This is a genomic window from Streptomyces barkulensis (assembly GCF_002843305.1).
Lineage (GTDB): Bacteria > Actinomycetota > Actinomycetes > Streptomycetales > Streptomycetaceae > Streptomyces > Streptomyces barkulensis.
The window spans coordinates 178782-202336 of record NZ_PGSG01000025.1 but is presented as its reverse complement, the minus strand read 5'-3'; the positions used below and the strand labels follow the sequence as shown (position 1 = coordinate 202336).

Annotated in this window: 23 protein-coding genes and 1 pseudogene; 11 read left to right on the top strand and 13 right to left on the bottom strand. The window is 71.9% G+C overall.

The genetic code is table 11. The features are described from left to right. Nucleotides 1–406: 406 nt before the first annotated feature. Nucleotides 407–703: a hypothetical protein gene (locus tag CUT83_RS05480; RefSeq protein ID WP_101254710.1), complete on the bottom strand. Its 297-nt coding sequence runs from the start codon at nt 701–703 to the stop codon at nt 407–409. A gap of 369 nt (nt 704–1072) precedes the next feature. Next, entirely contained in the window at nt 1073–1987 is a 915-nt protein-coding gene (locus tag CUT83_RS05475) for an oxidoreductase (protein ID WP_101254709.1), read from the bottom strand. Between the two features lie 71 nt (nt 1988–2058). Here CUT83_RS05475 and CUT83_RS05470 point away from each other — a divergent pair, with 71 nt between their 5' ends. Further along, nucleotides 2059–2661, top strand: coding sequence for a TetR/AcrR family transcriptional regulator (locus CUT83_RS05470; protein ID WP_101254708.1), 603 nt, complete (start codon nt 2059–2061; stop codon nt 2659–2661). A gap of 98 nt (nt 2662–2759) precedes the next feature. Here the strand turns inward: CUT83_RS05470 and CUT83_RS05465 are convergent, their stop codons facing one another. Then, nucleotides 2760–2960, bottom strand: coding sequence for a DUF397 domain-containing protein (locus tag CUT83_RS05465; protein WP_240957676.1), 201 nt, complete (start codon nt 2958–2960; stop codon nt 2760–2762). An 11-nt stretch (nt 2961–2971) separates the two neighbouring features. Continuing rightward, nucleotides 2972–3826 (bottom strand): helix-turn-helix domain-containing protein, encoded by an 855-nt coding sequence (locus tag CUT83_RS05460; protein ID WP_101254707.1) that lies wholly within the window; start codon nt 3824–3826, stop codon nt 2972–2974. 254 nt (nt 3827–4080) lie between these two features. Between CUT83_RS05460 and CUT83_RS05455 the strand changes: the two genes are divergently transcribed. Further along, nucleotides 4081–4542 (top strand): ATP-binding protein, encoded by a 462-nt coding sequence (locus CUT83_RS05455; protein ID WP_101254706.1) that lies wholly within the window; start codon nt 4081–4083, stop codon nt 4540–4542. Nucleotides 4543–4802: 260 nt separating this feature from the next. Here CUT83_RS05455 and CUT83_RS05450 read toward each other — a convergent pair whose 3' ends face one another. From CUT83_RS05450 to speB, 3 genes are all read right to left on the bottom strand, one after another. Then, nucleotides 4803–5480 (bottom strand): RloB family protein, encoded by a 678-nt coding sequence (locus CUT83_RS05450; protein ID WP_101254705.1) that lies wholly within the window; start codon nt 5478–5480, stop codon nt 4803–4805. Continuing rightward, nucleotides 5480–6748 carry an AAA family ATPase gene (locus CUT83_RS05445; RefSeq protein WP_101254757.1) on the bottom strand — a complete coding sequence of 423 codons (1269 nt, stop codon included), beginning with the start codon at nt 6746–6748 and terminating at the stop codon, nt 5480–5482. The genes CUT83_RS05450 and CUT83_RS05445 overlap by 1 nt, the downstream gene beginning before the upstream one ends. A 104-nt stretch (nt 6749–6852) precedes the next feature. Continuing rightward, nucleotides 6853–7830 carry an agmatinase gene (gene speB / locus CUT83_RS05440; protein ID WP_101254704.1) on the bottom strand — a complete coding sequence of 326 codons (978 nt, stop codon included), beginning with the start codon at nt 7828–7830 and terminating at the stop codon, nt 6853–6855. 191 nt (nt 7831–8021) lie between these two features. On the opposite strand from speB, the gene CUT83_RS05435 reads away from it, so the two are divergent. Both CUT83_RS05435 and CUT83_RS05430 read left to right on the top strand, forming a co-directional pair. Next, nucleotides 8022–8816 (top strand): phosphatase, encoded by a 795-nt coding sequence (locus tag CUT83_RS05435; protein ID WP_101254703.1) that lies wholly within the window; start codon nt 8022–8024, stop codon nt 8814–8816. 220 nt (nt 8817–9036) lie between these two features. Continuing rightward, nucleotides 9037–9456, top strand: coding sequence for a DUF3592 domain-containing protein (locus CUT83_RS05430; RefSeq protein ID WP_101254702.1), 420 nt, complete (start codon nt 9037–9039; stop codon nt 9454–9456). Nucleotides 9457–9550: 94 nt separating this feature from the next. Here CUT83_RS05430 and CUT83_RS05425 read toward each other — a convergent pair whose 3' ends face one another. The 4 genes from CUT83_RS05425 to CUT83_RS05410 all read right to left on the bottom strand — a co-directional run bounded on the left by CUT83_RS05425 (nt 9551) and on the right by CUT83_RS05410 (nt 13098). Next, the gene (locus CUT83_RS05425) at nt 9551–9928 is read right to left on the bottom strand and encodes a hypothetical protein (RefSeq protein WP_101254756.1); all 378 of its coding nucleotides are present in this window, start codon (nt 9926–9928) and stop codon (nt 9551–9553) included. Between the two features lie 86 nt (nt 9929–10014). Beyond that, nucleotides 10015–10938, bottom strand: coding sequence for an acyl-CoA thioesterase (locus CUT83_RS05420; RefSeq protein ID WP_101254701.1), 924 nt, complete (start codon nt 10936–10938; stop codon nt 10015–10017). Nucleotides 10939–11005: 67 nt separating this feature from the next. Then, entirely contained in the window at nt 11006–12163 is a 1158-nt protein-coding gene (locus CUT83_RS05415) for an acyl-CoA dehydrogenase family protein (RefSeq protein WP_093849968.1), read from the bottom strand. A 233-nt stretch (nt 12164–12396) separates the two neighbouring features. Next, nucleotides 12397–13098, bottom strand: a complete 702-nt coding sequence (locus CUT83_RS05410) for an SACE_7040 family transcriptional regulator (RefSeq protein ID WP_101254700.1) — start codon at nt 13096–13098, stop codon at nt 12397–12399. 86 nt (nt 13099–13184) lie between these two features. On the opposite strand from CUT83_RS05410, the gene CUT83_RS05405 reads away from it, so the two are divergent. The 4 genes from CUT83_RS05405 to CUT83_RS05390 are packed head-to-tail and all read left to right on the top strand — an operon-like array spanning nt 13185 to nt 19136. Further along, entirely contained in the window at nt 13185–14816 is a 1632-nt protein-coding gene (locus CUT83_RS05405; protein ID WP_101254699.1) for a carboxyl transferase domain-containing protein, read from the top strand. A 14-nt stretch (nt 14817–14830) separates the two neighbouring features. Beyond that, nucleotides 14831–16954 carry an acetyl/propionyl/methylcrotonyl-CoA carboxylase subunit alpha gene (locus CUT83_RS05400; RefSeq protein WP_101254698.1) on the top strand — a complete coding sequence of 708 codons (2124 nt, stop codon included), beginning with the start codon at nt 14831–14833 and terminating at the stop codon, nt 16952–16954. Continuing rightward, nucleotides 16951–17967: a hydroxymethylglutaryl-CoA lyase gene (locus CUT83_RS05395; RefSeq protein ID WP_101254697.1), complete on the top strand. Its 1017-nt coding sequence runs from the start codon at nt 16951–16953 to the stop codon at nt 17965–17967. Before CUT83_RS05400 ends, CUT83_RS05395 begins: the two co-directional genes overlap by 4 nt. A 5-nt stretch (nt 17968–17972) precedes the next feature. Then, entirely contained in the window at nt 17973–19136 is a 1164-nt protein-coding gene (locus tag CUT83_RS05390; protein ID WP_101254696.1) for an acyl-CoA dehydrogenase family protein, read from the top strand. A gap of 41 nt (nt 19137–19177) precedes the next feature. Here CUT83_RS05390 and CUT83_RS05385 read toward each other — a convergent pair whose 3' ends face one another. Continuing rightward, a complete protein-coding gene (locus tag CUT83_RS05385; RefSeq protein WP_101254695.1) occupies nt 19178–19906 on the bottom strand; it encodes a hypothetical protein in 729 nt (242 codons plus the stop codon). A 2-nt stretch (nt 19907–19908) separates the two neighbouring features. Then, nucleotides 19909–20739 (bottom strand): hypothetical protein, encoded by an 831-nt coding sequence (locus tag CUT83_RS05380; protein WP_101254694.1) that lies wholly within the window; start codon nt 20737–20739, stop codon nt 19909–19911. Nucleotides 20740–21047: 308 nt separating this feature from the next. Here CUT83_RS05380 and CUT83_RS31495 point away from each other — a divergent pair. From CUT83_RS31495 to CUT83_RS05365, 3 genes and pseudogenes are all read left to right on the top strand, one after another. Then, nucleotides 21048–21620: pseudogene (locus CUT83_RS31495) on the top strand (N-acetylmuramoyl-L-alanine amidase); the annotation flags it as partial. A 492-nt stretch (nt 21621–22112) separates the two neighbouring features. Further along, entirely contained in the window at nt 22113–23057 is a 945-nt protein-coding gene (locus CUT83_RS05370) for a DUF4429 domain-containing protein (RefSeq protein WP_101254692.1), read from the top strand. 151 nt (nt 23058–23208) lie between these two features. Next, the gene (locus CUT83_RS05365; RefSeq protein ID WP_093849959.1) at nt 23209–23484 is read left to right on the top strand and encodes a hypothetical protein; all 276 of its coding nucleotides are present in this window, start codon (nt 23209–23211) and stop codon (nt 23482–23484) included. Nucleotides 23485–23555: the final 71 nt, after the last annotated feature.

Sequence of the window (23555 nt, the reverse complement as noted above, 5' to 3'; positions counted from 1 at the left end):
GTGTGCGACCGTGTGTCGCCCTGTGTGTCCACTGCACCAGTGGACCAACGCGCGTGCGACCGTATTTCATCCCGCTGGAGGGAAGACGGACCGGTTCCCCGGTGGTGAGGACCGCGTCGGCCCCGTCGGCGACGAGCGGTGAACAACAGGGGGCGCGGCCCGGAGAGCCAGGCATTCTCTCCGGACCGCGCCCTTGGTGGGCCGCGGCGTGGACGGGCGGTGCGTGCCAGCACCCCCCACAGGACCGGCTCTCCGCCCGTCCGCTCGATCGGCCCGCCCCGCGGTGAGGAGGTGACCGCGAGGCCCGCCGGCCCGCTCGCGCCGCCTGTCCGGGGCGTGCACGGCGACCGGCCGCTTCAGTGGGGTCCCAGGTGGTGCGGACCCCGGTTTCCGCCGGAAGGTTCGGTCAGATGGCGAACACCTCCGCGCCGTCCCCCTTCGCGCCGTCCGGCCACGCACAGAGGATCTCCGGCGCGGAACGGTTCCCGGAGTCCCCCGGGCCCTCGGCGCTTCCGGAGTCCTCGGGGGCGCAGACCGGCGCGCCCGCGCCGCCCGCCTCCCCCGTGCGCTCCGGCACGGCGGCGAGCACCAGCGCCGAGGGCGCGTGGGGCGCCGGCGCCGCGAGCGCCGCACCGCACAGCGGGGCGAGCGTGCCCGCGGCCAGCAGGCCGCTCACCAGGGCGCACTTCACCGCGTTCCGCATGGCGCGTCCTTCCGTCGGGGTGTAACGGATAGCGAACGTGAGTCTGTCGGGTAGCGGCGCCGGACGCACCTTCGACGATCATTTCGAGTAACGTTGCGTATTAAATGAGTAGCCTGCCGTAACCCCCGGGGGTACAGGGCCGGTACACCGATCACCAGCGACGTTGTGATCGATCGCCCTCGCGGGTCTCGAAACGCTGTGCATACGTCCGGATACGCAACGTTCCAAACGTGACCGAAAAGCAGAGGGTCACAGCCGGTGGAAAGCGCGCGGCGGCACACCGCGCCCCCACCTCGGGAAGCGATTGCAGCCGCAATAACCGCCGCGACCACCCCCGCCCGGCCGGACACGCCCGGCCGGGCATGCCCCTCAGTGCCCTGCGGGCACCGCCGGGAAGCCGACCCCGGTCATCTCCTCCGACAGCTCCCACAGCCGCCGCGCCGCCACCGGATCGCTCGCCGCCGCGCTGCGCCCCACCAGCGTCGGCCCGCCCCGCGCCTCCATCACCCCGTCCGGGCCGACGTAGCTCGCGCCGGGCAGGTCCGCCGTCGCCGCGTACAGGGTCGGCAGGGCGCCGGCCCTGTCGTCCTGGGCGAGGAACCTGTTGCCGAACCGCATGACGGCGCGGGCCACGGGGTTCGCCGCATGGCTCTGGAGGTTGGTGGCCGCGTACCCGGGATGGGCGGCCAGGGCGCGGACCGGGGAACCCGACTCCGCCAGGCGGCGCTGGAGCTCCAGGGTGAACAGCAGGTTCGCCAGCTTGGACTGGGCGTAGGCCCCTCGCGGGGAGTAGCCCGTCTCCAGGTTCGGGTCGTCGAACCGGATCCTCGCGTCGCCCCAGCGGTGCGCGGCGGAGGCCAGTGTGACGACGCGGTCGGTGACGTACGGCAGAAGCAGGTTCGTCAGCGCGAAGTGACCGAGGTGGTTGGTGCCGAACTGCATCTCGAAGCCGTCCCGCGTGTGCCGCCGCGGGATCATCATCACACCGGCGTTGTTGATCAGCAGGTCCAGGGGGCGGTCCTGCCAGCCCTCCGCGAAACCGCGCACGGAGGACAGGTCCGCCAGGTCCAGGCGGAGCACCTCCGTGCTGCCGTCCACCGTCGCCGCCGCCGCACGCCCCCGCTCCACGTCCCGCACGGCGAACACCACGTGCGCGCCCGCGCGGGCCAGTGCGTCCGCCGCGGTGAGCCCGATGCCGCTGTTGGCGCCCGTGACGACGGCCGTGCGGCCGGCGAGATCGGGGAGGAGGCCGGTGTTCCATCGCTTGTTCTGGTCGATTGCCATGACTTCAAAGTAGACGATGACAACAATGATGGCAACGACAACAAAGATGCCGCCGTCAACATCGGGATACGATGGCCCGCATGTCCCGGAGCCGCCCCTACCACCACGGCGACCTGCGCGCCGCCCTCCTGGAGAGCGCCGAGCGCACCCTGCGGGAGAAGGGGGTCGCCTCCCTGTCCCTGCGCGAACTGGCCCGCGAGACCGGCGTCAGCCACGCCGCGCCCGGCCGCCACTTCAAGGACAAGCAGGCCCTGCTCGACGCCCTGGCCCTGGCCGGCTACGACCGGCTGGGCAGAGCCCTGGAGGGCGCCGACGAGCCCACGCTCCCGCTCCAGCCCCGCCTGACCGCCCTCGCCCGCGCCTACCTCGCCTTCGCCGCCGAGAACGCCGAACTCCTGACCCTCATGTACGCCCGCAAGCACGAGCCCGGGGCCGCCGAGCAGATGGCCGCCGGGGTCGACCGGACGGTGGGCGCCTTCGAGCGGGTGATCGCGGACGCCCAGCGGCGCGGCGAGATCGTCGAGGCCGACCCGGAACGCCTCACCCTCTTCACCGGCGCCGCCCTCCACGGCATCGCCGGCTTCACGGCGGGCGGCATGCTCGACCCGGCCGAGGCCCTCGGCATGACCGACGACCTGATCCACCACCTGCTGCACGGCCTCAGGCCCCGCTGATCCCCGCCCGGCGGGCGTACGTCCGGCGCGGGCCTCGGCCACCGTGGAACCACCGCGCCGAGGGGTGCCTGCGGACGGCACCCCTCGGCGCGAGGTGGTCAGCGCGCGAAGTGGTCGAACTCCCCGGCCTTGATCCCCGCGATGAACGCGGCCAGGTCCGCCCGGCTCGCGGCGAGGACGAGCCCCGGCTCGTCACTCTCCCGTATGAGCACGTCGTCGCCCCGCCGCGCGACCTCCACGCAGTTCTCCCCGCCGCCGCCGGAGAAGGAGGACTTCTGCCACTGGATCGGTGCACTCACGCCTATGCGCCTCACAGTTCTCTCGCGATGTGGTGGATGAGCTGCCGCGACTCCTCTGCGGTGAGCGAACCGTCCTCCGCGATGTCGAGCAACTGCCGGTAGCTGTGCAGGACGGCCTCGGCGTGCAGGTACCGCCCACCGAACGGGGTGTCCATCTGCAACGTATCCAGTTGAGGCACCACCCCGCTGGCGTAGAGAACCGGCTGCGTGACCTCGATGAAGCTCTCGTTGGTGAACGGCACGACGCGCACCGTCACGCTGGGCCACTCGGTAACCTCCAACAGCTTCTCCAGCTGCGCCCGCACAACTTGGCGACCGCCGAAACGCATGCGCAGTGCAGCCTCGTGAATGATCGCGACGACCACCGGGGGTCCATCACGCTCGAAGATCATGCGCCGCCGCATGCGATGCTCGACGCGTGCCTCGATCTCACTGGCCGGCAGCTTGGGAGTCGCCCCGCTGAACAAGGCCCTCGCGTAGTCCTCCGTCTGGAAGAGCCCGGGAAGGGAAACCGTCTGCATCGAGCGCAGGCAGGTGGCGTGGTACTCAAGCTCCGCAAGATCCAGGAATCCAGGGGCAAGAATGCCCCTGTACTCTTCCCACCAGTGCCGCCCCCTGCGCTCACGCGCGATGGCGCACAGCGCATCGATCAACTCGCCATCCCCACAGGAGTAGTAGGACGCGAGTCTCCGAACACGCTCTTCGCTGACACCGATGCGCCCGGATTCGATGTGACTGACCTTGCCCTGGTCGGTGCCGAGCAAGCCTGCCGCTTCGCGCGCTGTCTTCCCTGCCCGCTCCCGCAGCTTGCGCAACTCGGCGCCCAGGCGCACCTGTCGAACGGTGGGGTTGTCCCGTGCGGGCATGAGCGGCCTGTCCTTCCGTGGTTCGGCGGAGTCTCTGCGTAGCAGTACCACAGCCCCACTCGACGGAGTGACTTTTGGTGGCAACCTTGCGCCGAAGCAAGCTTGCGCCCTACTGTCCGTACCCGTACCGCTACGCATGCCGGTAAATCCGCAGTGCGGTCGTCCGTACGCGCCTGTCCACGGGCGTGCTCGGGGGACGACAGAGCCACGGTGGCGAGCGCGAGCGGCGACCGTATCCGTTCACAGGGGGCAACATGACCGACCCGACACCCGCCACCGTGCTCGTCAACGCGCTTCAGCGGGCCCGCACTTACGAGCTGCGTGCCCCGAACATCCCGGAGACCGTGAAGGTCGCGCGTGACATGGTGGCCGGACTGCTCGACGCCAGCGGCCACTCGGCACTGGCGGAGACGGCCCGGCTACTGGTCTCCGAAGTCGTCTCGAACGTCCACCTCCACACGAAGGTGCCGCTGCTCACCCTGGAGGCGACGGTCGGAGGAGACCGGATCCGGGTGTCCGTCCAGGACGACGACACCACAGGCGCCCCCTCGTCCCCTGGAGCCGGCGTCCCGCCCGAGGCCGAGCACGGCCGCGGCCTCCTCCTGGTCCGGGAACTCGCCGCCGCCTGGGGAACGGTGTGGCACGGCGGGCTGCAACACTCCGGCAAGAGCGTGTGGTTCGAACTGCGCGGCACACGCACCGGCCGGACGACGTGATGGGCGCCGTGCTCCTCGGCCTGCTGGCCTTCACCACCGGTGTCGCCGTCACCGGCGTCGTCCTCTCCCGCGCACTGACACCACAGCCGCCCACCAAGCCCTGCGAAGCCTGCCTCGGCGGCCCCCGTGGTCACCGCGCGGGCGGCCGGTCCCACACCTCCGGAAGGAGAGGCCGGGGTATTCCGGAAAGCGCGGGAAGCACTTCTGACCTGCGGTGACCGGGAGAGCCGGCGGTACGGCTTCGGACCGGGGGCCGGGGATCAGTACGAGCTGACCCCCAGGCCCTCCTCCACGAACGCGTACACGTCCGTGTACGGGTCGCGCTTGTGCAGCGGGAGGTGGTCGCCGTGCTGGGCGTTCATCGTCAGGGCACGCTTCCTGGCCTCCGCGTACCCGCTCAGGATCTGCTCACCCAGAACGGCCTTACCTCCGCCCGGCGCATTCCGGAACTCGCCCGGCAGCCGCTCGGCGGCCTCGCCGCAGACTCCGCCGAAGGTGCCGCTGACGGCCTTGTGGTGCAGCAGGCGCCAGACCTCGAAGCAGGGATGGGAGAAGGCGACCGGAAGACCGTGCTTCTTCGCGTGGGCCAGGGCGGCCTCCACGTCAGGATGGTTGTCGTGGTCGAACAGGCACCAGACCTGCGTGCTCAGCTTGCCCTTGACGCCCGCCTTCCGGTCTTCCCGCTGCTTCTCCCGCCGCAGGACGACGGCACGCTCGACCAGGTCCATCGGCATCCGGCGCGAACCGTCGTCCTTGGCGTTGGCGATGTGCACCTCGACGGTGAGGGCGGGGTCGGCCGGGGTGCCGTGCCTGTGGACGATCCTGATGTAGTCCGGCTCGGTCACCTTGCCCTCGGTGAAGACGTACACCGCGCGGCTGCGCCCCCTGCCGCGTCGCGTGACGGGCGCGAAGGAGCTCTTCCCTCTGGTCTTCGCCATCAGACCCGTTCCCGCTCCTCCGCGCCGCTGCCCCGGATGGTCATCAGACGCCGGGCGATCTGTCCCTCCATCAAGGAGGGGACTCCACCGAACACCCCGGCCAGATAGGAGCGCATCAGATCCTCCTGCTCGCCCGGCGAGACGGCGCTGAGCGGATAGAGCTCAGTGGCGCCCGCATCGTCCTTCTCGGTCAGCCACACCTGGCCGGGCTCCAACAGCCGCTCACCGCTGGGGCTGCTCAGCACGGTCGCGTCATGCGAGGTGAAGACGAGCTGGGCGCCTCGCGGGTTGGCGTCCGGGTCGTGGAAGACGCGGATGACCTCGGCGGCGAACCGGGGGTGGAGGCTGGCGTCCAGTTCGTCGACGAGGAGGACGGCGCCCTCGTCCAGAGCCAGCAGCATGGGCCCGAGGAGCGCGAACCAGGAGCGGGTTCCGTAGGACTCCCGCTCCCACTCGAACGGTACGCTCTCCCCCGAGGCGGATCTGTGCAGCAGCCGCACGGTCGGCGATACCTCCTCGCCCGCCTTCCCCCACTCGGCCTCGGCGCCGGTGATACCCAGGTCGGCCACGCGCAGCAGTTCACGGATGCGTTCCCCCTGACCTTCCAGGAGCCGACGAGCGGTGAAGCTCTGCCGTGCGTCACGCTCGTGCTCGGTCTCCGGGCCGACCTGCCACAGGTTCCTTCGGAACCAGTGGAAGAGCGGGGAGAGCTGAGGGTGGTTGTCGGTGCCGGCGGTGGACAGCAGCAGGGCGTTGGGGCGGGTGCGCTGGGCGAGGTGGTTACGGTCCCTCACCCTGTTACCGGGCCAGCGGTAGACCTCGGGCCGGGAGGCGTCACGGTCCATCCACTCCTGGCGGCGACCGCGCGGGTAGCTGTGCACCCACTCGGCCTCGATCCTCTCCCGGCCCAACTCGAAACCGTACGTCCAGCGCACACCGTCGATGACGACATCCACCTCGAAGAACGACGGCTCGGCGCCACTCCTGGGGTCCAGCGCGAACGCCTCGCGCGGGATGCCCTGGTAGGAGGCCCAGCGGGCGTAGGAGTTCATGACCGCGCTGCGCATGTCCGCCATGGCGGCCAGCACATTGGACTTGCCCGATGCGTTGGCCCCGAAGATTCCGACGAGCGGGTACACCGCGAGGGTGCCGTCGGCCAGCTCCACCTCACGGGCACCGGCCGTGTCCCCGTCCGGCGGCACGACGAACGACAGCTCCTGCTCGTCTCGCAGGGACCGCACGTTCGCGACCCGGAACCTCAGCAGCATGCCGTCCACCTCACGCGGTCAGGCTATCCACACCTGCCGGTGTCCGTCCCCTTGACCCGGTGATCGATGCGACGGTCGGGGCAGGTCACACCGTACGCCCGCCGCTACGCCCGGCCCTCCCGGCCCGCCGCGATCTGCCGGGACATGATCGTCGTCAGCTCGTAGGCGGTGTGGGAGGCGGCCACCGAGGTGATCTCGGCGTGGTCGTAGGCGGGGGCGACCTCGACCACGTCGGCCGAGACCAGGTTGCAGGAGGCCAGCCCGCGCAGGATCTCCAGCAGTTCGCGGGAGGTCATGCCGCCCGCCTCCGGGGTGCCGGTGCCGGGGGCGTGGGCCGGGTCGAGGCAGTCGATGTCGATGGAGACGTACAGCGGGCGGTCGCCGATGCGCTGGCGGAGCTGGTCGGAGACCTCGTCCACGCCGCGCCGCATCACGTCGGCGGAGGTGACGATGCCGAAGCCCATCTTGGCGTCGTCGGTGAGGTCCTTCTTGCCGTACAGCGGGCCGCGGGTGCCGACGTGGGAGAGGGCGGAGGTGTCGAGGACGCCCTCCTCCACCGCGCGCCGGAAGGGCGTGCCGTGGGTGTACTCGGCACCGAAGTAGGTGTCCCAGGTGTCCAGGTGGGCGTCGAAGTGGAGCAGGGCGACGGGGCCGTGCTTGCGGGCCACCGCGCGCAGCAGGGGCAGGGCGATGGTGTGGTCGCCGCCGAGCGTCATCAGCCGGGCGCCGGTGTCCAGCAGTTCGCCGGCCGCCCGCTCCACCGTCTCGACGGCCTCGTGGATGTCGAAGGGGTTGGCGGCGATGTCGCCCGCGTCGGCGACCTGGGCGAGCGCGAAGGGCGAGGCGTCCTGGGCCGGGTTGTAGGGGCGCAGCAGGCGGGAGGCCTCGCGGACGGCGTTGGAGCCGAAGCGGGCGCCGGGCCGGTAGGAGACGCCCGAGTCGAAGGGCACCCCGACGACGGCGACGTCGGCGCGGCCCACCTCGTCCAGGCGGGGCAGGCGGGCGAAGGTCGCCGGGCCCGCGAAGCGCGGGATACGGGAGGAGTCGACGGGTCCGCGGGGCTGCTGCTGGTCGCTGCTCATGCGGCCGAGGGTAGGCAGGGGCCCGCCCCGGCGGACATGTACGGATCCGACAGCCGCCCGCTCTCTTTTGGACGGCCTGTACATCAGGCGGCGGGTGCGGCGGGGCACCGTGCGGGTGCGGCGGCTGTACGGCGGGGCGCCACGGGCCCAAGCGGATCGCCCGGCGGGCCCCCTCGGGAGACAATGCACCCATGCCGATAACCGCCGCCCCCTCCCGCTCCGAGCTGATCGACCACCTCGTCCGCACCCGTATCGCCGGGGACGTCGCCACTCCCCGCGAGAACAACCTGGACCACTACCGCCGGCTCGCCAACGGCGACCGGCACTACTGGCTGGGCCTGGAGCTGGGCGACCGCTGGAGCGACGAGCAGGACGTGCTGGCGGTGATGGCCGAGCGCTGCGGGGTCGTCGACGATCCCGGGCACCGCCAGGGCCAGGACACCATCGACCCGGAGCTGACGGTGGCCGCCCTGGACCGGGCGGCGGTCGAGCTGCGCAAGGCCGCGGAGGCCGGCCACCGGGTGCTGTTCGCCACCGGCCATCCGGGTGCGCTGATCGATCTGCACAGCAAGGTGGCGAACGCGCTGCGGCTGGCCGGGTGCGAGATCGTACGGGTGCCGCTGGGGCTGATCGCGGACCAGGGCGTGGTGGTGCAGCTCGCGGACATCGCGATGCACGAGCGCGGGGCGACGCTGTGGCACACCCACTCCCCCGAGCCGATGACCGCGATCCTCGACGCCCTCCGGCGCGAGGGCGAGCCGCTGCCGGACCTGGTCTTCGCCGACCACGGCTGGGCGGGCTGCGCGGCGCAGCGCGGCATCACCACGGTCGGCTTCGCCGACTGCAACGACCCGGCACTCTTCCTCGGCGAGGCGGAGGGCACCCTCGCGGTCACCGTCCCCCTGGACGACCATGTGATCAATCCGCGCTACTACGAGCCGATGACCGCCTATCTGCTGGAGGCGGCGGGGCTGACGCCCGCGTAGCGCGGCGGCGGGCGGCGCCGGTATTCCGCCCGGGAGCCCGCGCGGCCGGGTGAGGAGCCGCCCCGCTCTTCCCCGGCCACCGTTCTCCCACACGGTCCGGAGCATCACCGCGGCGGTTTCCCCGTCGCCGCGATCGGGCGGTTTCCCTTCCCCGACAAGGCCCCGGATTCGCCGCGGAAGAGCACTCCGAAGCCCTCAGGCCCGTTGGTAGGTTCGGGTGATGCTCTTTCTGCTGGGTGCGATATCCGCTGCGCTGTCCGTGTACTTCCTGCAGGGCGGGGTCCGGCGTCTGGTGTTCATCGTCCGGGAGCGGCACGGAGTGCGGCACGGTGAGACGACCGTCGGCGTCTGCACCGGCTACCAGTGGACGGTCAACGGCGGCGTGTTCGGTGTGGTGCGGTACGAGGACGCCGAAGGACGCAGCCGCGAAGCGTTCACCGCTCCCGCTTCCCGCCTCCCGCTGAAGGTGGGGGAGACCGCGCTCGTCGCCTACAGTCCCGGGAACCCGGCGCACCGGGGAGTGGTCAACGGCGAGTCCAGGCCGGTCCTCGTGGACGTGTTCGACGTGCTCAGGTTCTTCGTGGGCACCGGGCTCGCGGCCTTCCTCTCACTCGTCTTCTTCTGGACGTTCGCCTCCTAGAGCGCGCCCCTTCGATCGGCCGGCCAGTTGACCGGACGCATCCGTCCGATCAGTGATCGCTGATGCGAAGCGGGACCGGAGAGGGGCCGCCGCCTCAGCGATCGGCCACCCAGCGCGCGTCCGCGGGCCAGGTTCCCGTGCCGACGATGTGCTCCACGAGCCTGAACGCCTCACCGATGGGCACGGTGTCTTCGTCCGGGTACTCGTCGTGCTGCCCGTCGGAGAGAACGAACCCCTTGCTCGATCCCACGGCTCCCGGCACCACGGCATGCTCGCCGGGGTCACCCTCTGCTTCGAGTAGCGTCACCATCGCCCGTTCGGTGTTCGTCACGAAGCCCAGCGATCGTCCCGACGAACTGATCAGCCATGTCTCCAGCCGGCCTCTGCCGACCCTCGCCCGAAGTGCCTCCAGCACCACCTCGGACGACACGGGGGCGGTGCCGCCGTCATCGATCACCCAGGATTCGGTCACGAGCACGACGATCTCACGGACGGATCCGGGAGACGCTCCCCGGCCCCGGAAGCACCGCACCGGCCGGGCGCCCCGCCACGCGGGCCTCAGCCGCGCGGAACCCGCACCACGCCCTCCTGCATCACCGTGATCGCCAGCCGCCCGTCGGCGGTGAAGATCCGGCCGTGGCCCAGTCCGCGGCCGGCCTGGGAGGTGGGGCTGGACTGGTCGTACAGCAGCCACTCGTCCACCCGGAAGGGGCGGTGGAACCACATCGCGTGGTCCAGGCTCGCGCCCACCACGTCCCCGACCGTCCAGCCGCCGCGGCCGTGGGCGAGCAGGACGGGCTCCAGCAGGCTCATGTCGGAGATGTAGGCGGCCAGGCAGAGATGGAGCATCGGCCGGTCGAGGTCGCCGTCGAGCTTGCCGGCCGTGCGGAACCACACCTGGGAGCGCGGCTCGCGCGGCTGCCCGGCCGTCGCGTACGGCGGCTGGGTGACGTAGCGCAGGTCGACGGCCGCCCGCGCCTCGGCGAGGCGGTCGGCGACGCCGGGGTCGCTGAACAGATGGGCGTGGCGCGGCAGCAGGTCGGTGGAGTTCGGCAGCGTCTCCGGGTCCGGGGCGGCCGGCATCGGCTCCTGGTGCTCCAGCCCGTCCTCATCCGTCTGGAAGGAGGCCGACAGGTGGAAGATCGGCTGCCCGTGCTGGACGGCGACGACCCGGCGGGTGGTGAAGGACCGCCCGTCGCGGATGCGGTCGGCCGTGTAGACGATCGGCGCGGCCGGGTCGCCGGGGCGCAGGAAGTAGGCGTGCAGCGAGTGCGCGAGCCGGTCGTCGGGGACGGTGCGGAAGGCCGCGACGAGCGCCTGCGCTGCCACCTGTCCGCCGAAGACCCGGGGGACGACCGCCGGGCGGCTCTGGCCGCGGAAGATGTCGCGGTCGATCCGCTCCAGGTCGAGCAGGCCGATCAGGTCCAGCAGGGCGGACGGGGGTGCCTGGCCGGCGCCCCCGTCCGTGCCGTTGTCGCTCATGGAAAGGGTGTTTCCTCTACTCGGTTCCGTGCGCGGTTCCGTGCCCGGCCGTCTCGCGCCGGGCCGCTCACAGGCCCATCGACTTGGCGATGATGGACCGCATGACCTCGCTGGTGCCCCCGTAGATGCGGGTGACGCGGGTGTCTGCGTACAGGCGCGAGATCGGGTACTCCCGCATGTAGCCGTAACCGCCGTGCAGCTGGAGGCACTTGTCGATGACCTTGGCGGCGGTCTCGGTGGTGAACAGCTTGACGGAGGCGGCGTCGGCGGGGGTCAGCTCCCCGGCGTCCAGGGCGTCCAGCGCGCGGTCCACGACCGCCTGCATGGCGTCCACGTCCGCCTGGCAGTCGGCGAGCACGAACTTGGTGTTCTGGAAGGAGGCCACGGGCTTGCCGAAGACCGTGCGGTCCCTGACGTACTCCTGAGCGAAGCGGACGGCGGCGGCGGACTGGGCGTAGGCGCCGACGGCGATGCCCAGGCGCTCCTGCGGGAGGTTGTGGGTGAGGTAGGAGAACGCCTTGCCCTCCTCGCCGAGCAGGTCCTCGACGGGGACCTTGACATCGGTGAAGGACAGCTCGGCGGTGTCGGAGGACTTCAGGCCCAGCTTGTCGAGGTTGCGGCCGACGGCGTAGCCCTCGCTTTTGGTGTCCACCACCAGGATGGAGATGCCCCCGCGGCGGTCCTCGGGGGTGGGCGGGGCGGTGCGGCAGCAGACCAGGACGCGGTCGGCCTGGACGCCGCCGGTGATGAAGGTCTTGGCGCCGTTGAGTATGTAGTGCGTGCCGTCCTCCGACAGCTTCGCGGTGGTCTTCATACCGGCCAGGTCCGAGCCGGCGCCGGGCTCGGTCATGGCGATGGCGGTCATCATCTCGCCGGTGACGAAGGGCGGCAGCCAGCGCCTCTTCTGCTCCTCGTCGGCGTACTTCAGCAGGTAGGGCAGGCACAGCGCGGTGTGGACGCCGGAGCCGCCGAAGCTGACGCCGGCACGGGCGGTCTCCTCGGAGATGACGGCGCTGTACTTGAAGCTGGTCTCGCCCGCGCCGCCGTACTCCTCGGGCACCTCGATGCCGAAGACGCCCAGCTCACCGAGCTTGAGGTAGAGCTCGCGGGGGACGTAGCCCTGCTTCTCCCACTGCTCGTAGTGGGGCACGACCTCGGCGGCGATGAAGTCGCGGATGGTCTCGCGGAACGCCTCGTGGTCCTCGTTGAACACCGTGCGACGCACGTCATCGCCTCCTGGAGCCGGAAAACTAGCCGGAAAAACTAAGCGCTTGCTCAGACGCAAGCTACCGAAGGGTCGAATCGGCTGTCCAGAGGTGTTCCGGCGGTTGTCCGCCACTGTGGGCGGTGTCATACGCACGGGAGGGGAGGCGGGCGGGTACCCGGGGCGGACCGGGTACGGGAGGGGACGGTGCGGGCGGGGCCCGGAGGGTGGGCCGGGGGACGGGGAGCCGGGGCTCAGCCCCCGGCGCGCGGCCCGGCGCCCGCCGTACCGCCGTCCACGCGGTACACGCCGCCCGCCGGGGCGCCCTCGGCGCCGTACGCACCGCCCCCGGCCTCGCCCGCCGCCGCGGCGGCGAAGGCGCCGCGGGCCAGCCGGTGCAGGAGGGCGGCCGCCGCGTCGCGGTCCGGCAGGGAGGAGGGGCGGCTCAGGTGGGGGGTGGAGTTCAGCAGGCCGAAGACGGCGTGGACGGAGGCGCGGGCCTCCTTCTCCGGCAGCTCCGGGTGCACCTGGCGCACGACGCCCACCCACAGCTCCACGTACTGGCGCTGGAGCTGGCGCACCAGCTTGCGGTCGCTGTCGCGCAGCCGGTCCAGCTCGCGGTCGTGGAGGGTGATCAGGGCGCGGTCGTCGAGGGCGAAGTCGATGTGGCGGCCGATGAGCGCGTCCAGCGTCGCCCCCGGCCCGAGCCCCGCCTCGCCGGACTCCGCCAGACACCTGCGCCCGCCGGAGTACAGCCGCTCGCTGATGCCCACCAGCAACTCCGCGAGCATCGCGTCCTTGCCCGCGAAGTGGCGGTAGAGGCCGGGGCCGCTGATGCCGACCGCCGCGCCTATCTCGTCCACGCCGACGCCGTGGAACCCGCGCTCGGCGAACAGGCGGGCGGCCTGGCCGAGGATCTGCTCTCGGCGGGTGGGGGCGTCGGTCCTGGTCGTCATAGGGGAATTGTAGACAGCCGGGTTAGCGGGCGTTAACCTGATGGCGAGGTTAACGCTCACTAACCGAGCAAGGGGGCTCGAAGGGCATGCAGCAGGCACCTCCGCTGGTCAGCGCCGTGGATCCGGCGTCAGAGGCGGCGAGGGCGAACGAGGCCGCGCACCGCGAGCTGGCCGCGCGGCTGCGCGAGAAGCTCGCCGCGGCACGGCTGGGCGGCGGCGAGCGGGCCCGGGCGCGGCACACCGCGCGCGGCAAACTGCTGCCGCGGGACCGGGTGGACACCCTGCTGGATCCGGGGTCGCCCTTCCTGGAGCTGGCCCCGCTCGCGGCGGACGGGATGTACGACGGGCAGGCCCCGGCCGCCGGCGTGATCGCCGGCATCGGGCGGGTGTCGGGCCGCGAGGTGGTGGTCGTCGCCAACGACGCCACGGTCAAGGGCGGCACGTACTACCCGATGACGGTCAAGAAGCACCTGCGCGCGCAGGAGGTGGCCCTGGAGAACCGGCTGCCGTGCCTGTACCTGGTGGATTCGGGCGGCGCCTTCCTCCCCATGCAGGACGAGGTCTTCCCCGACCGCGAGCACTTCGGGCGGATCTTCTACAACCAGGCCCGGATGTCCGGCGCGGGCATCCCGCAGATCGCCGCCGTCCTCGGCTCCTGCACGGCGGGCGGCGCGTACGTGCCGGCTATGAGCGACGAGGCCGTCATCGTGCGCGGCCAGGGCACGATCTTCCTGGGCGGTCCACCGCTGGTGAAGGCCGCCACCGGCGAGGTCGTCACGGCCGAGGAGCTGGGCGGCGGCGAGGTCCACTCGCGCACCTCCGGGGTGACCGACCACCTCGCCGAGGACGACGCCCACGCACTGCGCATCGTGCGGCAGATCGTGTCCACCCTCCCCCGGCGCGGCCCGCTGCCGTGGCCGGTGGAGCCGGTGGAGGAGCCGAAGGCCGACCCGGCCGGGCTCTACGGCGCGGTCCCGGTGGACTCGCGCACCCCCTACGACGTGCGCGAGGTCATCGCCCGCACCGTCGACGGCTCCCGGTTCGCGGAGTTCAAGGCCGAGTACGGCACGACTCTGGTGACGGGCTTCGCCCGCATCCACGGCCACCCGGTGGGGATCGTCGCCAACAACGGCATCCTGTTCGCCGAGTCCGCCCAGAAGGGCGCGCACTTCATCGAACTGTGCGACCAGCGCGGCATACCGCTGGTGTTCCTGCAGAACATCTCCGGCTTCATGGTGGGCCGGCAGTACGAGGCCGGCGGCATCGCCAAGCACGGCGCCAAGATGGTGACGGCCGTGGCCTGCACCCGGGTGCCCAAGCTGACGGTCGTCGTCGGCGGCTCCTACGGCGCGGGCAACTACTCGATGTGCGGCCGGGCGTACTCGCCGCGCTTCATGTGGATGTGGCCCAACGCCAAGATCTCGGTGATGGGCGGCGAGCAGGCCGCCTCGGTGCTGGCCACCGTCAAGCGCGACCAGTTGGAGGCGCGCGGCGAGGAGTGGAGCGCCCAGGAGGAGGAAGCCTTCAAGGCGCCCGTCCGCGAGCAGTACGAGACCCAGGGCAACGCCTACTACGCCACCGCGCGGCTGTGGGACGACGGTGTGATCGACCCGCTGGAGACACGTACGGTGCTCGGCCTCGCGCTCACCGCGTGCGCGAACGCGCCGCTGCCCGAGAAGGACCCCGCGGCGCCCGGCTACGGCGTCTTCCGGATGTGAGGGGGATGCGTTCCATGTTCGACACGGTGCTGGTCGCCAACCGCGGCGAGATCGCCGTCCGCGTCATCCGCACGCTGCGGCGGCTGGGCGTGCGCTCGGTCGCCGTCTTCAGCGACGCGGACGCCGACGCACGCCATGTGCGGGAGGCGGACACCGCGGTGCGGATCGGCCCGGCGGTGGCCTCCGAGAGCTATCTGTCGGCCGGGAGGCTGCTGGAGGCCGCCCGGCGCACGGGGGCCCAGGCGGTACACCCCGGCTACGGCTTCCTGGCCGAGAACGCCGCCTTCGCCCGCGCGGTGGAGGCGGCCGGGATGGTCTTCGTCGGCCCGCCCGCCGACGCCATCGAGCTGATGGGCGACAAGATCCGCGCCAAGGAGACGGTGCGGGCCGCCGGGGTGCCGGTGGTGCCCGGCAGCAGCGGCAGCGGTCTGACCGACGCCGAACTGACCGCCGCGGCCCTGGAGATCGGCACTCCGGTGCTGCTCAAGCCCTCGGCCGGAGGCGGCGGCAAGGGCATGCGGCTGGTGCGCGACGAGGCACTGCTGGCCGAGGAGATCGCCGCCGCGCGGCGCGAGGCCCGCGGCGCCTTCGGCGACGACACCCTGCTGGTGGAGCGGTGGATCGACCGGCCCCGGCACATCGAGATCCAGGTCCTGGCCGACGGCCACGGCACCGTGGTGCACCTGGGCGAGCGCGAGTGCAGCCTCCAGCGCCGCCACCAGAAGATCATCGAGGAGGCGCCCAGCCCGCTGCTGGATCCGGCCACCCGCGCCGCGATGGGCGAGGCGGCCGTACGCGCCGCCCGCTCCTGCGGCTACCGGGGCGCGGGGACGGTGGAGTTCATCGTCCCCGGCGGCGATCCGGCCGCCCACTTCTTCATGGAGATGAACACCCGCCTCCAGGTCGAGCACCCGGTGACGGAGCTGATCACCGGCCTGGACCTGGTGGAGTGGCAGCTCCGGGTGGCGGCCGGCGAACCGCTGGCCTTCGGCCAGGAGGACGTCCGCCTGGAAGGGCACGCGGTGGAGGCCCGTATCTGCGCGGAGACCGCGCGCGCCACCGGAGAGAAGGTGGACTTCCTGCCCTCGGCCGGCACCGTCCATCTGCTGTCGGAGCCCTCGGGCGAGGGCCTCCGTACGGACTCCGGGCTCGCTCAGGGCACCGAGGTGGGCACCGTCTACGACCCGATGCTCGCCAAGGTGATCGCCCACGGCCCGGACCGGGCCTCCGCGCTGCGGCGGCTGCGCTCGGCGCTGGCGGAGACGACCGTGCTGGGCGTGGACACCAACACCGCCTTTCTGCGTGCCCTGCTGGCCCATCCGGCGGTGGTCTCCGGGGAGCTGGACACCGGTCTGGTGGACCGCGACGCCGCCTCGCTGCTGCCGTCGGCCGTGCCCGACGAGGTGTACGCGACGGCGGCGCTGCTGCGGCACGCCGCCCTGGAGCCCGCCGCCTCCTCCCCCGCCGACGGCGGCCCGTCCGGCTGGACGGACCCGTTCTCCGCGCCGACCGGCTGGCGGCTGGGCGGCGAGCCCGCCTGGACGGTCCACCATCTGCGGATACCGGGCCACGAGCCGGTGGCCGTGCGGGTGCGCGGGCGGGCCGACGGCGCCGAGGTCCGTATCGGGGACGCCGATCCGGTGAGCGCCGTCCTGCGGTCGCAGGGCGAGGGGGATCTCGATGAGGGCTCCGGTGAGGACTCCGGCCGCGCGCTGCTGACCTGGGACGGGGTGACCCACTCCTTCGCCCACGCCCGCTTCGGCGGCAGCCGCTGGCTCGGCCGCGACGGGCAGAGCTGGCACCTGGCCGACCACGACCCGGTCGAGGCGGCCCTGCGGGGCGGCGCGGGAGCGCACGGCGCCGACGCGCTGACCGCGCCGATGCCCGGCACGGTCACCGTCGTCAAGGCGGCCGTCGGCGAGGAGGTCACCGCCGGTCAGAGCCTGCTGGTGGTGGAGGCGATGAAGATGGAGCACGTCATCGCCGCCCCTTACGACGGGGTCGTCACCGAGCTGGACGTCACCGCGGGCAGCACGGTCGCCATGGACCAGGTGCTCGCCGTCGTCGAGCCGAAGGACTCCGCGCCGTCGGATGAGTCGGAGAAGCCCGGGAACTCCGGGAAGGGGGCCGCGCGATGATCGAAGGTCTGCCCATGGCCGTTCCGGCCGAGGGGCTTCCGGACCGCGTCCGCATCCACGAGGTGGGCGCGCGCGACGGGCTGCAGAACGAGCCCTCGACCGTGCCCGTCGAGGTGAAGGCGGAGTTCATCCGCCGGCTCGCCGGCGCCGGGCTGCGCACCATCGAGGCGACCAGTTTCGTCCATCCCAAGTGGGTGCCCCAACTGGCCGACGCCGAGGAGCTGTTCCCGGCCGTGGCCGATCTCGCCGACCGGGCGGGGGCCGACGCCGTACGGCTGCCGGTGCTGGTTCCCAACGAGCGCGGCCTGGAGCGGGCGCTGGCCCTCGGCGTCCGTGAGATCGCCGTCTTCGGCAGCGCCACCGAGTCCTTCGCCAGGGCCAACCTCAACCGCACGGTCGACGAGGCCCTGGCGATGTTCGAACCGGTGGTCGCCCGCGCCAGGGAGGCGGGCGCCGGGGTGCGCGGCTATCTGTCGATGTGCTTCGGCGACCCCTGGGAGGGCCCGGTGCCCATCGCCCAGGTGGCCGGCGTCTGCCGCCGCCTGCTCGACCTCGGCTGCGACGAGCTGAGCCTGGGCGACACCATCGGCGTGGCCACCCCCGGCCATGTCACCGCCCTGCTGACGGCTCTGAACGACGCGGGCGTGCCCACCGGCCGCCTCGCCGTCCACTTCCACGACACCTACGGCCAGGCCCTGTCCAACACCCTGGCCGCCCTCCGGCACGGCGTCACCACCGTGGACGCCTCCGCCGGCGGGCTCGGCGGCTGCCCGTACGCCAGGAGCGCCACGGGCAACCTCGCCACCGAGGACCTGGTGTGGATGCTGCACGGCCTCGGCATCGACACCGGGGTGGACCTCGGCCGCCTCACCGCCACCAGCGTGTGGATGGCCGAGCGGCTGGGCCGGCCCAGCCCGTCCCGCACCGTCCGCGCCCTCTCCTCCCGGGGAGGCCGGGACACCCCCGGCTCCCAGGTCCCCCGCGACTCCCGCGACTCCCACAAGGAGCAGTGACACCCATGTCCCTTGACCACCGCCTCTCCCCCGAGCACGAGGAACTGCGCCGCACCGTCGAGGAGTTCGCGCACGACGTCATCGCGCCGAAGATCGGGGAGTTCTACGAGAACCACGAGTTCCCCTACGAGATCGTCCGCGAGATGGGCCGTATGGGCCTGTTCGGTCTGCCCTTCCCCGAGGAATACGGCGGCATGGGCGGCGACTACCTCGCCCTGTGCCTGGCCCTGGAGGAGCTGGCCCGGGTGGACTCCTCGGTCGCCATCACCCTGGAGGCCGCCGTCTCGCTGGGCGCCATGCCCGTGTACCGCTTCGGCACCGAGGAGCAGAAGCGCCAGTGGCTGCCGAAGCTGTGCTCGGGCGAGATGCTCGGCGCCTTCGGCCTGACCGAGCCCGACTGCGGCTCGGACGCGGGCGGCACCCGCACCACCGCCGTGCGCGACGGCGACGAGTGGGTGATCAACGGCACCAAGTGCTTCATCACCAACTCCGGCACCGACATCACCGGCCTGGTCACCGTCACCGCCGTCACCGGCCGCAAGCCCGACGGCCGCCCGGAGATCTCCTCGATCATCGTCCCCTCCGGCACCCCGGGCTTCACCGTCGCCGCGCCCTACTCCAAGGTCGGCTGGAACGCCTCGGACACCCGCGAGCTGTCCTTCTCCGACGTCCGGGTCCCGGCCGCCAACCTGCTGGGCGAGGAGGGCCGCGGCTACGCCCAGTTCCTGCGCATCCTGGACGAGGGCCGCATCGCCATCTCCGCGCTGGCCACCGGCCTGGCCCAGGGCTGTGTGGACGAGTCGGTGCGGTACGCCGGGGAACGCCATGCCTTCGGCCGTCCCATCGGCGCCAACCAGGCCATCCAGTTCAAGCTGGCCGACATGGAGATGCGCGCCCACACCGCCCGTATCGCCTGGCGCGACGCGGCCTCCCGGCTGCTGGCGGGCGAGCCGTTCAAGAAGGAGGCGGCCATCGCCAAGCTGTACTCCTCGGAGATCGCGGTCACCAACGCCCGCGAGGCCACCCAGATCCACGGCGGCTACGGCTTCATGAACGAGTACCCGGTGGCCCGTATGTGGCGGGACTCGAAGATCCTGGAGATCGGCGAGGGCACCAGCGAGGTCCAGCGGATGCTGATCGCCCGCGAGCTGGGCGTCGCCGCCTCCTGAGCGGGCGGGGCGCCGGCGCCGGCACGAGCAGACATCTCCCGTCAGGGCTCGCCGGCCGACGGCGCCCGTGCCCCCGGCCTCCTGAGGTGCAGCCCGAGCACGCAGACCGCGTGGACCAGCCAGCCCGCCGCCAGCGCGGCGGGCCGGCCCTGCTGCTGCACCATCTGGTAGGCGGTGAAGAAGGCGACCAGACTGATGCTGTTGCGAGTGAAGTGCCGCGCGAAGCGGACCAGATCGTGGCGCGTCTCGATCGCGGTCAGGACACCCGAGTAGGGAAAGGTGACGACCAGCCCCTTGAGGTACTGGCCCGCCGCCACCATCACCATCGAACCGCCCGCAGCGGTGCCCAGCTTCACCAGCGGCCCGGCGCGGGAGGGAGGCTCCGGAGCCGGGCCCGGGGCCGGTGGCAGGAGTACGACGGCCACCGCCCAGGCCGCGCACACCACCACCAGGACCGGTGCCAGGGGCACCGGTCCGAAGAGCGCTATCGCCCTGCCCAGTGCGATGTAGACGAGCACCCCGGCGAGGTCGGCGAGCGCGATGTGCCACCCCCACCGCGTGTGGAGCAGGGCGATGACGGCGAAGAACACGTTCAGTGCGACGACGCCGAGCAGCTGCCCTCCGTCCACCCGGACCGGATTGACGAGCAGCACCACCGTGATGGGGATCGGCAGGCTGTAGACCAGCGCTCGCCACCGCACCGAGCGGATCATGCTGACGGACCACACCGTGAGCGTGACGGCCGCGCCGGCCGCCAGGAGGGAGAGCACGCTCAGCTCCCCGTGGGCACCAGCCGGCGGAAGGAGTCCCGGAGTCGTTCCACATCGTGCCCGTTGAGCGTGAACAGCTGCGCCATGATCTCCCCCCGGGCGTCCATCCGGGCTTCCCAGGCTCGCAGGCCGTCCCACACCACATAGTTGATGAGCTGCCCGGTCTGTCCTTCCTGGTACTTGACCACCACTTCCACCCCGGCCCGGCGCTGGTACTCCAGCAGTTCCTCCAGTTCGGCGGTGTGCCGGTCGACCAGGAAGACCCGCCTGATGCGCACGCCCCGGTCCAGCGCGTCCAGATTGGCCTGCCAGTAGGCGACACCGAGGTCACTGCGCCACCACACGGGTTCGCCGACGATGTTGGTCACGGCCTCCATCCGCTCCCGGCATTCACGGGTGGCCGCCAGCAGGTGCTCGCTGTCGTCCCTCGGCCGCTCGACCCGGCCCTGGCCCAACTGCTCGAGTTCCTCGGCCAGTCGCCGCAGCCGGCGCCGCGTCTCGTCCTCGACCGCGGTACCGGGATACCTCTCGTGGATCCACCGGAGGGTGGTGGCCGTGGACGTCACCGACTCGGCGATCCAGTCGGCGGCCCCGATCACCCGCCGCAGCTGGAAACGGCGTTCGGCCCGGGCCGATGCGTCCAGGACCAGCGAGAGGACGGTGACCAGCAGACCGACGAGCAGCGACTCGACTCCGCTCGCGACCTCGTTGACGTCCAGGGCGATGGACAGGCATATGCCGACCAGCGCTATGGGATCGCTGTGGGTGATCAGCCGGACCAGACCGTTCCGCTGCCACCGGTCTGCCCTGCGGGGATGCGGCGTGTTCGTCACTCGCAAGAGCTTATGGGGCGCCCGAACGCCGGTCCGGCTTTTTCCCAACCCGGTTAACCGGCAAGGGTTTTTCCGGGCGGACACGGGCGACTCCGGGAGCCTCCGCCCGGATGGCGCGAATCGCGGACGGAAGCGGTCGCCGAACCTCCTTGCCATGGTCGCGTTCCCGGAGAGGGCTGCCCGCGCACGTACGGCGGGGTGGTCCAAACAATCATGGGGCGGCCGATGGACTCCCGCGCCGAGATGGGTATGAAAGAGAACACACACCCACACTCGCAGTAGTCGGGAGAACACACATGGCTACTCCCATCAGTGTGAGCGCCCTGCTGTCCGCGCTCAGGAAAGAGGGGCTCAGGGTCGTCGAGGTCGGCAGTTGGCGTACTCACAACCGCAACCACAAGGGCCCCTGGGGGCCGGTGCACGGCGTGATGGTCCACCACACCGTGACCTCCGGGTCGGCCCGGACGGTCGAGATCTGCCGCAGGGGCTACTCGACGCTTCCGGGCCCGCTGTGTCACGGGGTGATCACCAAGGACGGGCGGGTCCATCTGGTCGGCCACGGACGCGCCAACCACGCCGGCGCCGGTGACGACGACGTCCTGCGCGCCGTCATCGCCGAAAGACCCCTCCCCCCGGACAACGAGGCGAACACCGACGGCAACCGCCACTTCTACGGCTTCGAGTGCGAGAACCTCGGCGACGGCCGCGACCCCTGGCCCGCGGCCCAGCTGGACGCCATCGAACGCGCCGCGGCCGCGCTCTGCCGCCACCACGGCTGGAAGGCCGAGTCCGTGATCGGGCACCTGGAGTGGCAGCCCGGCAAGGTCGACCCGCGCGGTTTCTCCATGAACACGATGCGCGCTCGCGTGCGCGAGCGCCTGAACCACAGGCCCGGCTGGGACCGGGGTGAGGAGGACGACGTGCCCAAGGTGATCGGCGAATACCGGACCGGTGACATCCAGCTCGCCCCCAGGCGGTGGCAGACCCTCGACATCAAGGGCACCGACATCCTGACCGGCGCGACGCGCTATCAGGTGATGGCGCATCTCACCGCCTCCCTGCCGGCCGGATCCACGATCCAGGGCCGCTTCTACCACCTCCGCACGGACGGCACCCGCTGGGAGTCCGGGATCATCGAGCGCGTCGGCACCCCGGGGAAGACCTTCGCCGACTTCCACCACTCCGGCAGCATCGCGCGCAGCGAGAAGCTCCGCTTCGAGGCCGCCTACTACCCCACCGATCCGGACGACGACGCCCCGGTGACCATCATCACCTCACGTCTGCGCGGCCTCTACTGGGACTGACGGACACCGCGGTCGGCGCACCGGGACGGAAGGGACGGGGTCCACCGCGGCGGCTGGGACAATCACCGCATGACCGAGATACTCCAGCGCGCGGGGAACTGGACGTTCGACGGCGGCACGGTGCGCGTCGTGCCGGGGCACCACAAGAGCGTGCACAGGCTGCGGAGGCTGCTCGGCGAGGTGGCGGTGCCGCTGGAGGCGGTCTCGGGGATCGCGTACGAGCCCGGCCGCAGGGCCGGGCGGCTGCGACTGCGGCTGCGGCACGGCGCCGATCCGCTCCTCCAGGCCGCCGGCGGACGGCTGCCCGACGCCGCCGACCCGTACAGCCTCGAGGTGGAGCCGGACCGCGTCGGCGTCGCCGAGTACTTCACGGACGAGCTGCGCAACGCCCTGCTGCTGGAGCAGGTCCCCGTCGCCGAGCCGTGCGACCGCTATCTGCTGCCCGGCCCGCCGGTGCCGCTGACCGTGCAGGGCACCGACGGGACGGCCTCCTTCGACGGGGACCTGGTGCGGATCGACTGGAACTGGGTGGCCGAGGGGAGCAAGTCCTCCGCCGGACCGCGGACGCTCGCGCTGCACGAACTGGCGGGTGTGGAGTGGTCCCCGGCGGTCGGGCTGGAGAACGGCTTCCTGCGCTTCCGCCCCAAGGGCTCCCACGCCGTCCTCAAGCCCGACCATGATCCCAACTGCCTGGTGCTGTGGGGGGGCAGGCAGGCGAAGGACGTCAGCTCGGTGCTGCTGGCCGCCGCCGTCACCGCCCGGCTGCCGCACCCGTCGGCCCCCGCGTCCGCCCCCGCCCTGCCGTCCTCGGGCGGCCCGCGCCCCGAGACCGGGTCCGGATCCGGGTCCGGGTCCGGGTCCGGATCCGGGTCCGGGAAAGAGCCCGGTTTCGAAGGGACCGATCACGACGCCCTGCTGCGACGGCTGCGCGAGCTGGGTGAGCTGCGCCGGGAGGGAGTGCTCACGGAGGAGGAGTTCACCGCGGCCAAGCAGGCCGTGCTGCGCCGCTTCTGACAGCGGAAGTCGGCGGGAGGGCGGCTGGACGGCGGCCGGCCGGCGGCGCTCGGACCGTCCCGGGGTCGAGTCCACCCCCTTTCAGCCCACCCCTGCCCGATATCGGGCAGATTTCTTGCACAAGAGCGAGCGCGGGCCTCAGTATCTACGGGTGCTCGAACATCCCTCGGCCCATGACGACCTCGTGGACCACCTCGTGCGCTCCACGCCGCTGCGGCGCGGCGAGGCGGCCCGGGTGGTCCTGGACGTCCTGGCGTACTTCGACGAGACCGTCGAGGAGTTCGTGCGCCGCCGTCACCGCGAGCTGCGGTCCCGGGGGATGGCGAACCAGGAGATCTTCGAGCGGATCACGGCCGAACTGCCGCACCGCGCGGTGGCCCCGCCCGGACTCTCCCTGCGGCAGTTGCGCCGCATCGTCTACGGCTGACGGCCTCCCGGGACCCGGCCTCCCGGAAGCCGGGCGCCCGAGAACCGGGCGCCCGAATCGAGCCATCCGAG

Bases quoted from the DNA above. Each gene is read 5' to 3' on its own strand.
- CUT83_RS05480 (WP_101254710.1), bottom strand. From the start codon at position 703: ATGCGGAACGCGGTGAAGTGCGCCCTGGTGAGCGGCCTGCTGGCCGCG.
- CUT83_RS05475 (WP_101254709.1), bottom strand. From the start codon at position 1,987: ATGGCAATCGACCAGAACAAGCGATGGAACACCGGCCTCCTCCCCGAT.
- CUT83_RS05470 (WP_101254708.1), top strand. From the start codon at position 2,059: ATGGCCCGCATGTCCCGGAGCCGCCCCTACCACCACGGCGACCTGCGC.
- CUT83_RS05460 (WP_101254707.1), bottom strand. From the start codon at position 3,826: ATGCCCGCACGGGACAACCCCACCGTTCGACAGGTGCGCCTGGGCGCC.
- CUT83_RS05455 (WP_101254706.1), top strand. From the start codon at position 4,081: ATGACCGACCCGACACCCGCCACCGTGCTCGTCAACGCGCTTCAGCGG.
- CUT83_RS05450 (WP_101254705.1), bottom strand. From the start codon at position 5,480: ATGGCGAAGACCAGAGGGAAGAGCTCCTTCGCGCCCGTCACGCGACGC.
- CUT83_RS05445 (WP_101254757.1), bottom strand. From the start codon at position 6,748: ATGCTGCTGAGGTTCCGGGTCGCGAACGTGCGGTCCCTGCGAGACGAG.
- speB (WP_101254704.1), bottom strand. From the start codon at position 7,830: ATGAGCAGCGACCAGCAGCAGCCCCGCGGACCCGTCGACTCCTCCCGT.
- CUT83_RS05435 (WP_101254703.1), top strand. From the start codon at position 8,022: ATGCCGATAACCGCCGCCCCCTCCCGCTCCGAGCTGATCGACCACCTC.
- CUT83_RS05430 (WP_101254702.1), top strand. From the start codon at position 9,037: ATGCTCTTTCTGCTGGGTGCGATATCCGCTGCGCTGTCCGTGTACTTC.
- CUT83_RS05420 (WP_101254701.1), bottom strand. From the start codon at position 10,938: ATGAGCGACAACGGCACGGACGGGGGCGCCGGCCAGGCACCCCCGTCC.
- CUT83_RS05410 (WP_101254700.1), bottom strand. From the start codon at position 13,098: ATGACGACCAGGACCGACGCCCCCACCCGCCGAGAGCAGATCCTCGGC.
- CUT83_RS05405 (WP_101254699.1), top strand. From the start codon at position 13,185: ATGCAGCAGGCACCTCCGCTGGTCAGCGCCGTGGATCCGGCGTCAGAG.
- CUT83_RS05400 (WP_101254698.1), top strand. From the start codon at position 14,831: ATGTTCGACACGGTGCTGGTCGCCAACCGCGGCGAGATCGCCGTCCGC.
- CUT83_RS05395 (WP_101254697.1), top strand. From the start codon at position 16,951: ATGATCGAAGGTCTGCCCATGGCCGTTCCGGCCGAGGGGCTTCCGGAC.
- CUT83_RS05390 (WP_101254696.1), top strand. From the start codon at position 17,973: ATGTCCCTTGACCACCGCCTCTCCCCCGAGCACGAGGAACTGCGCCGC.
- CUT83_RS05370 (WP_101254692.1), top strand. From the start codon at position 22,113: ATGACCGAGATACTCCAGCGCGCGGGGAACTGGACGTTCGACGGCGGC.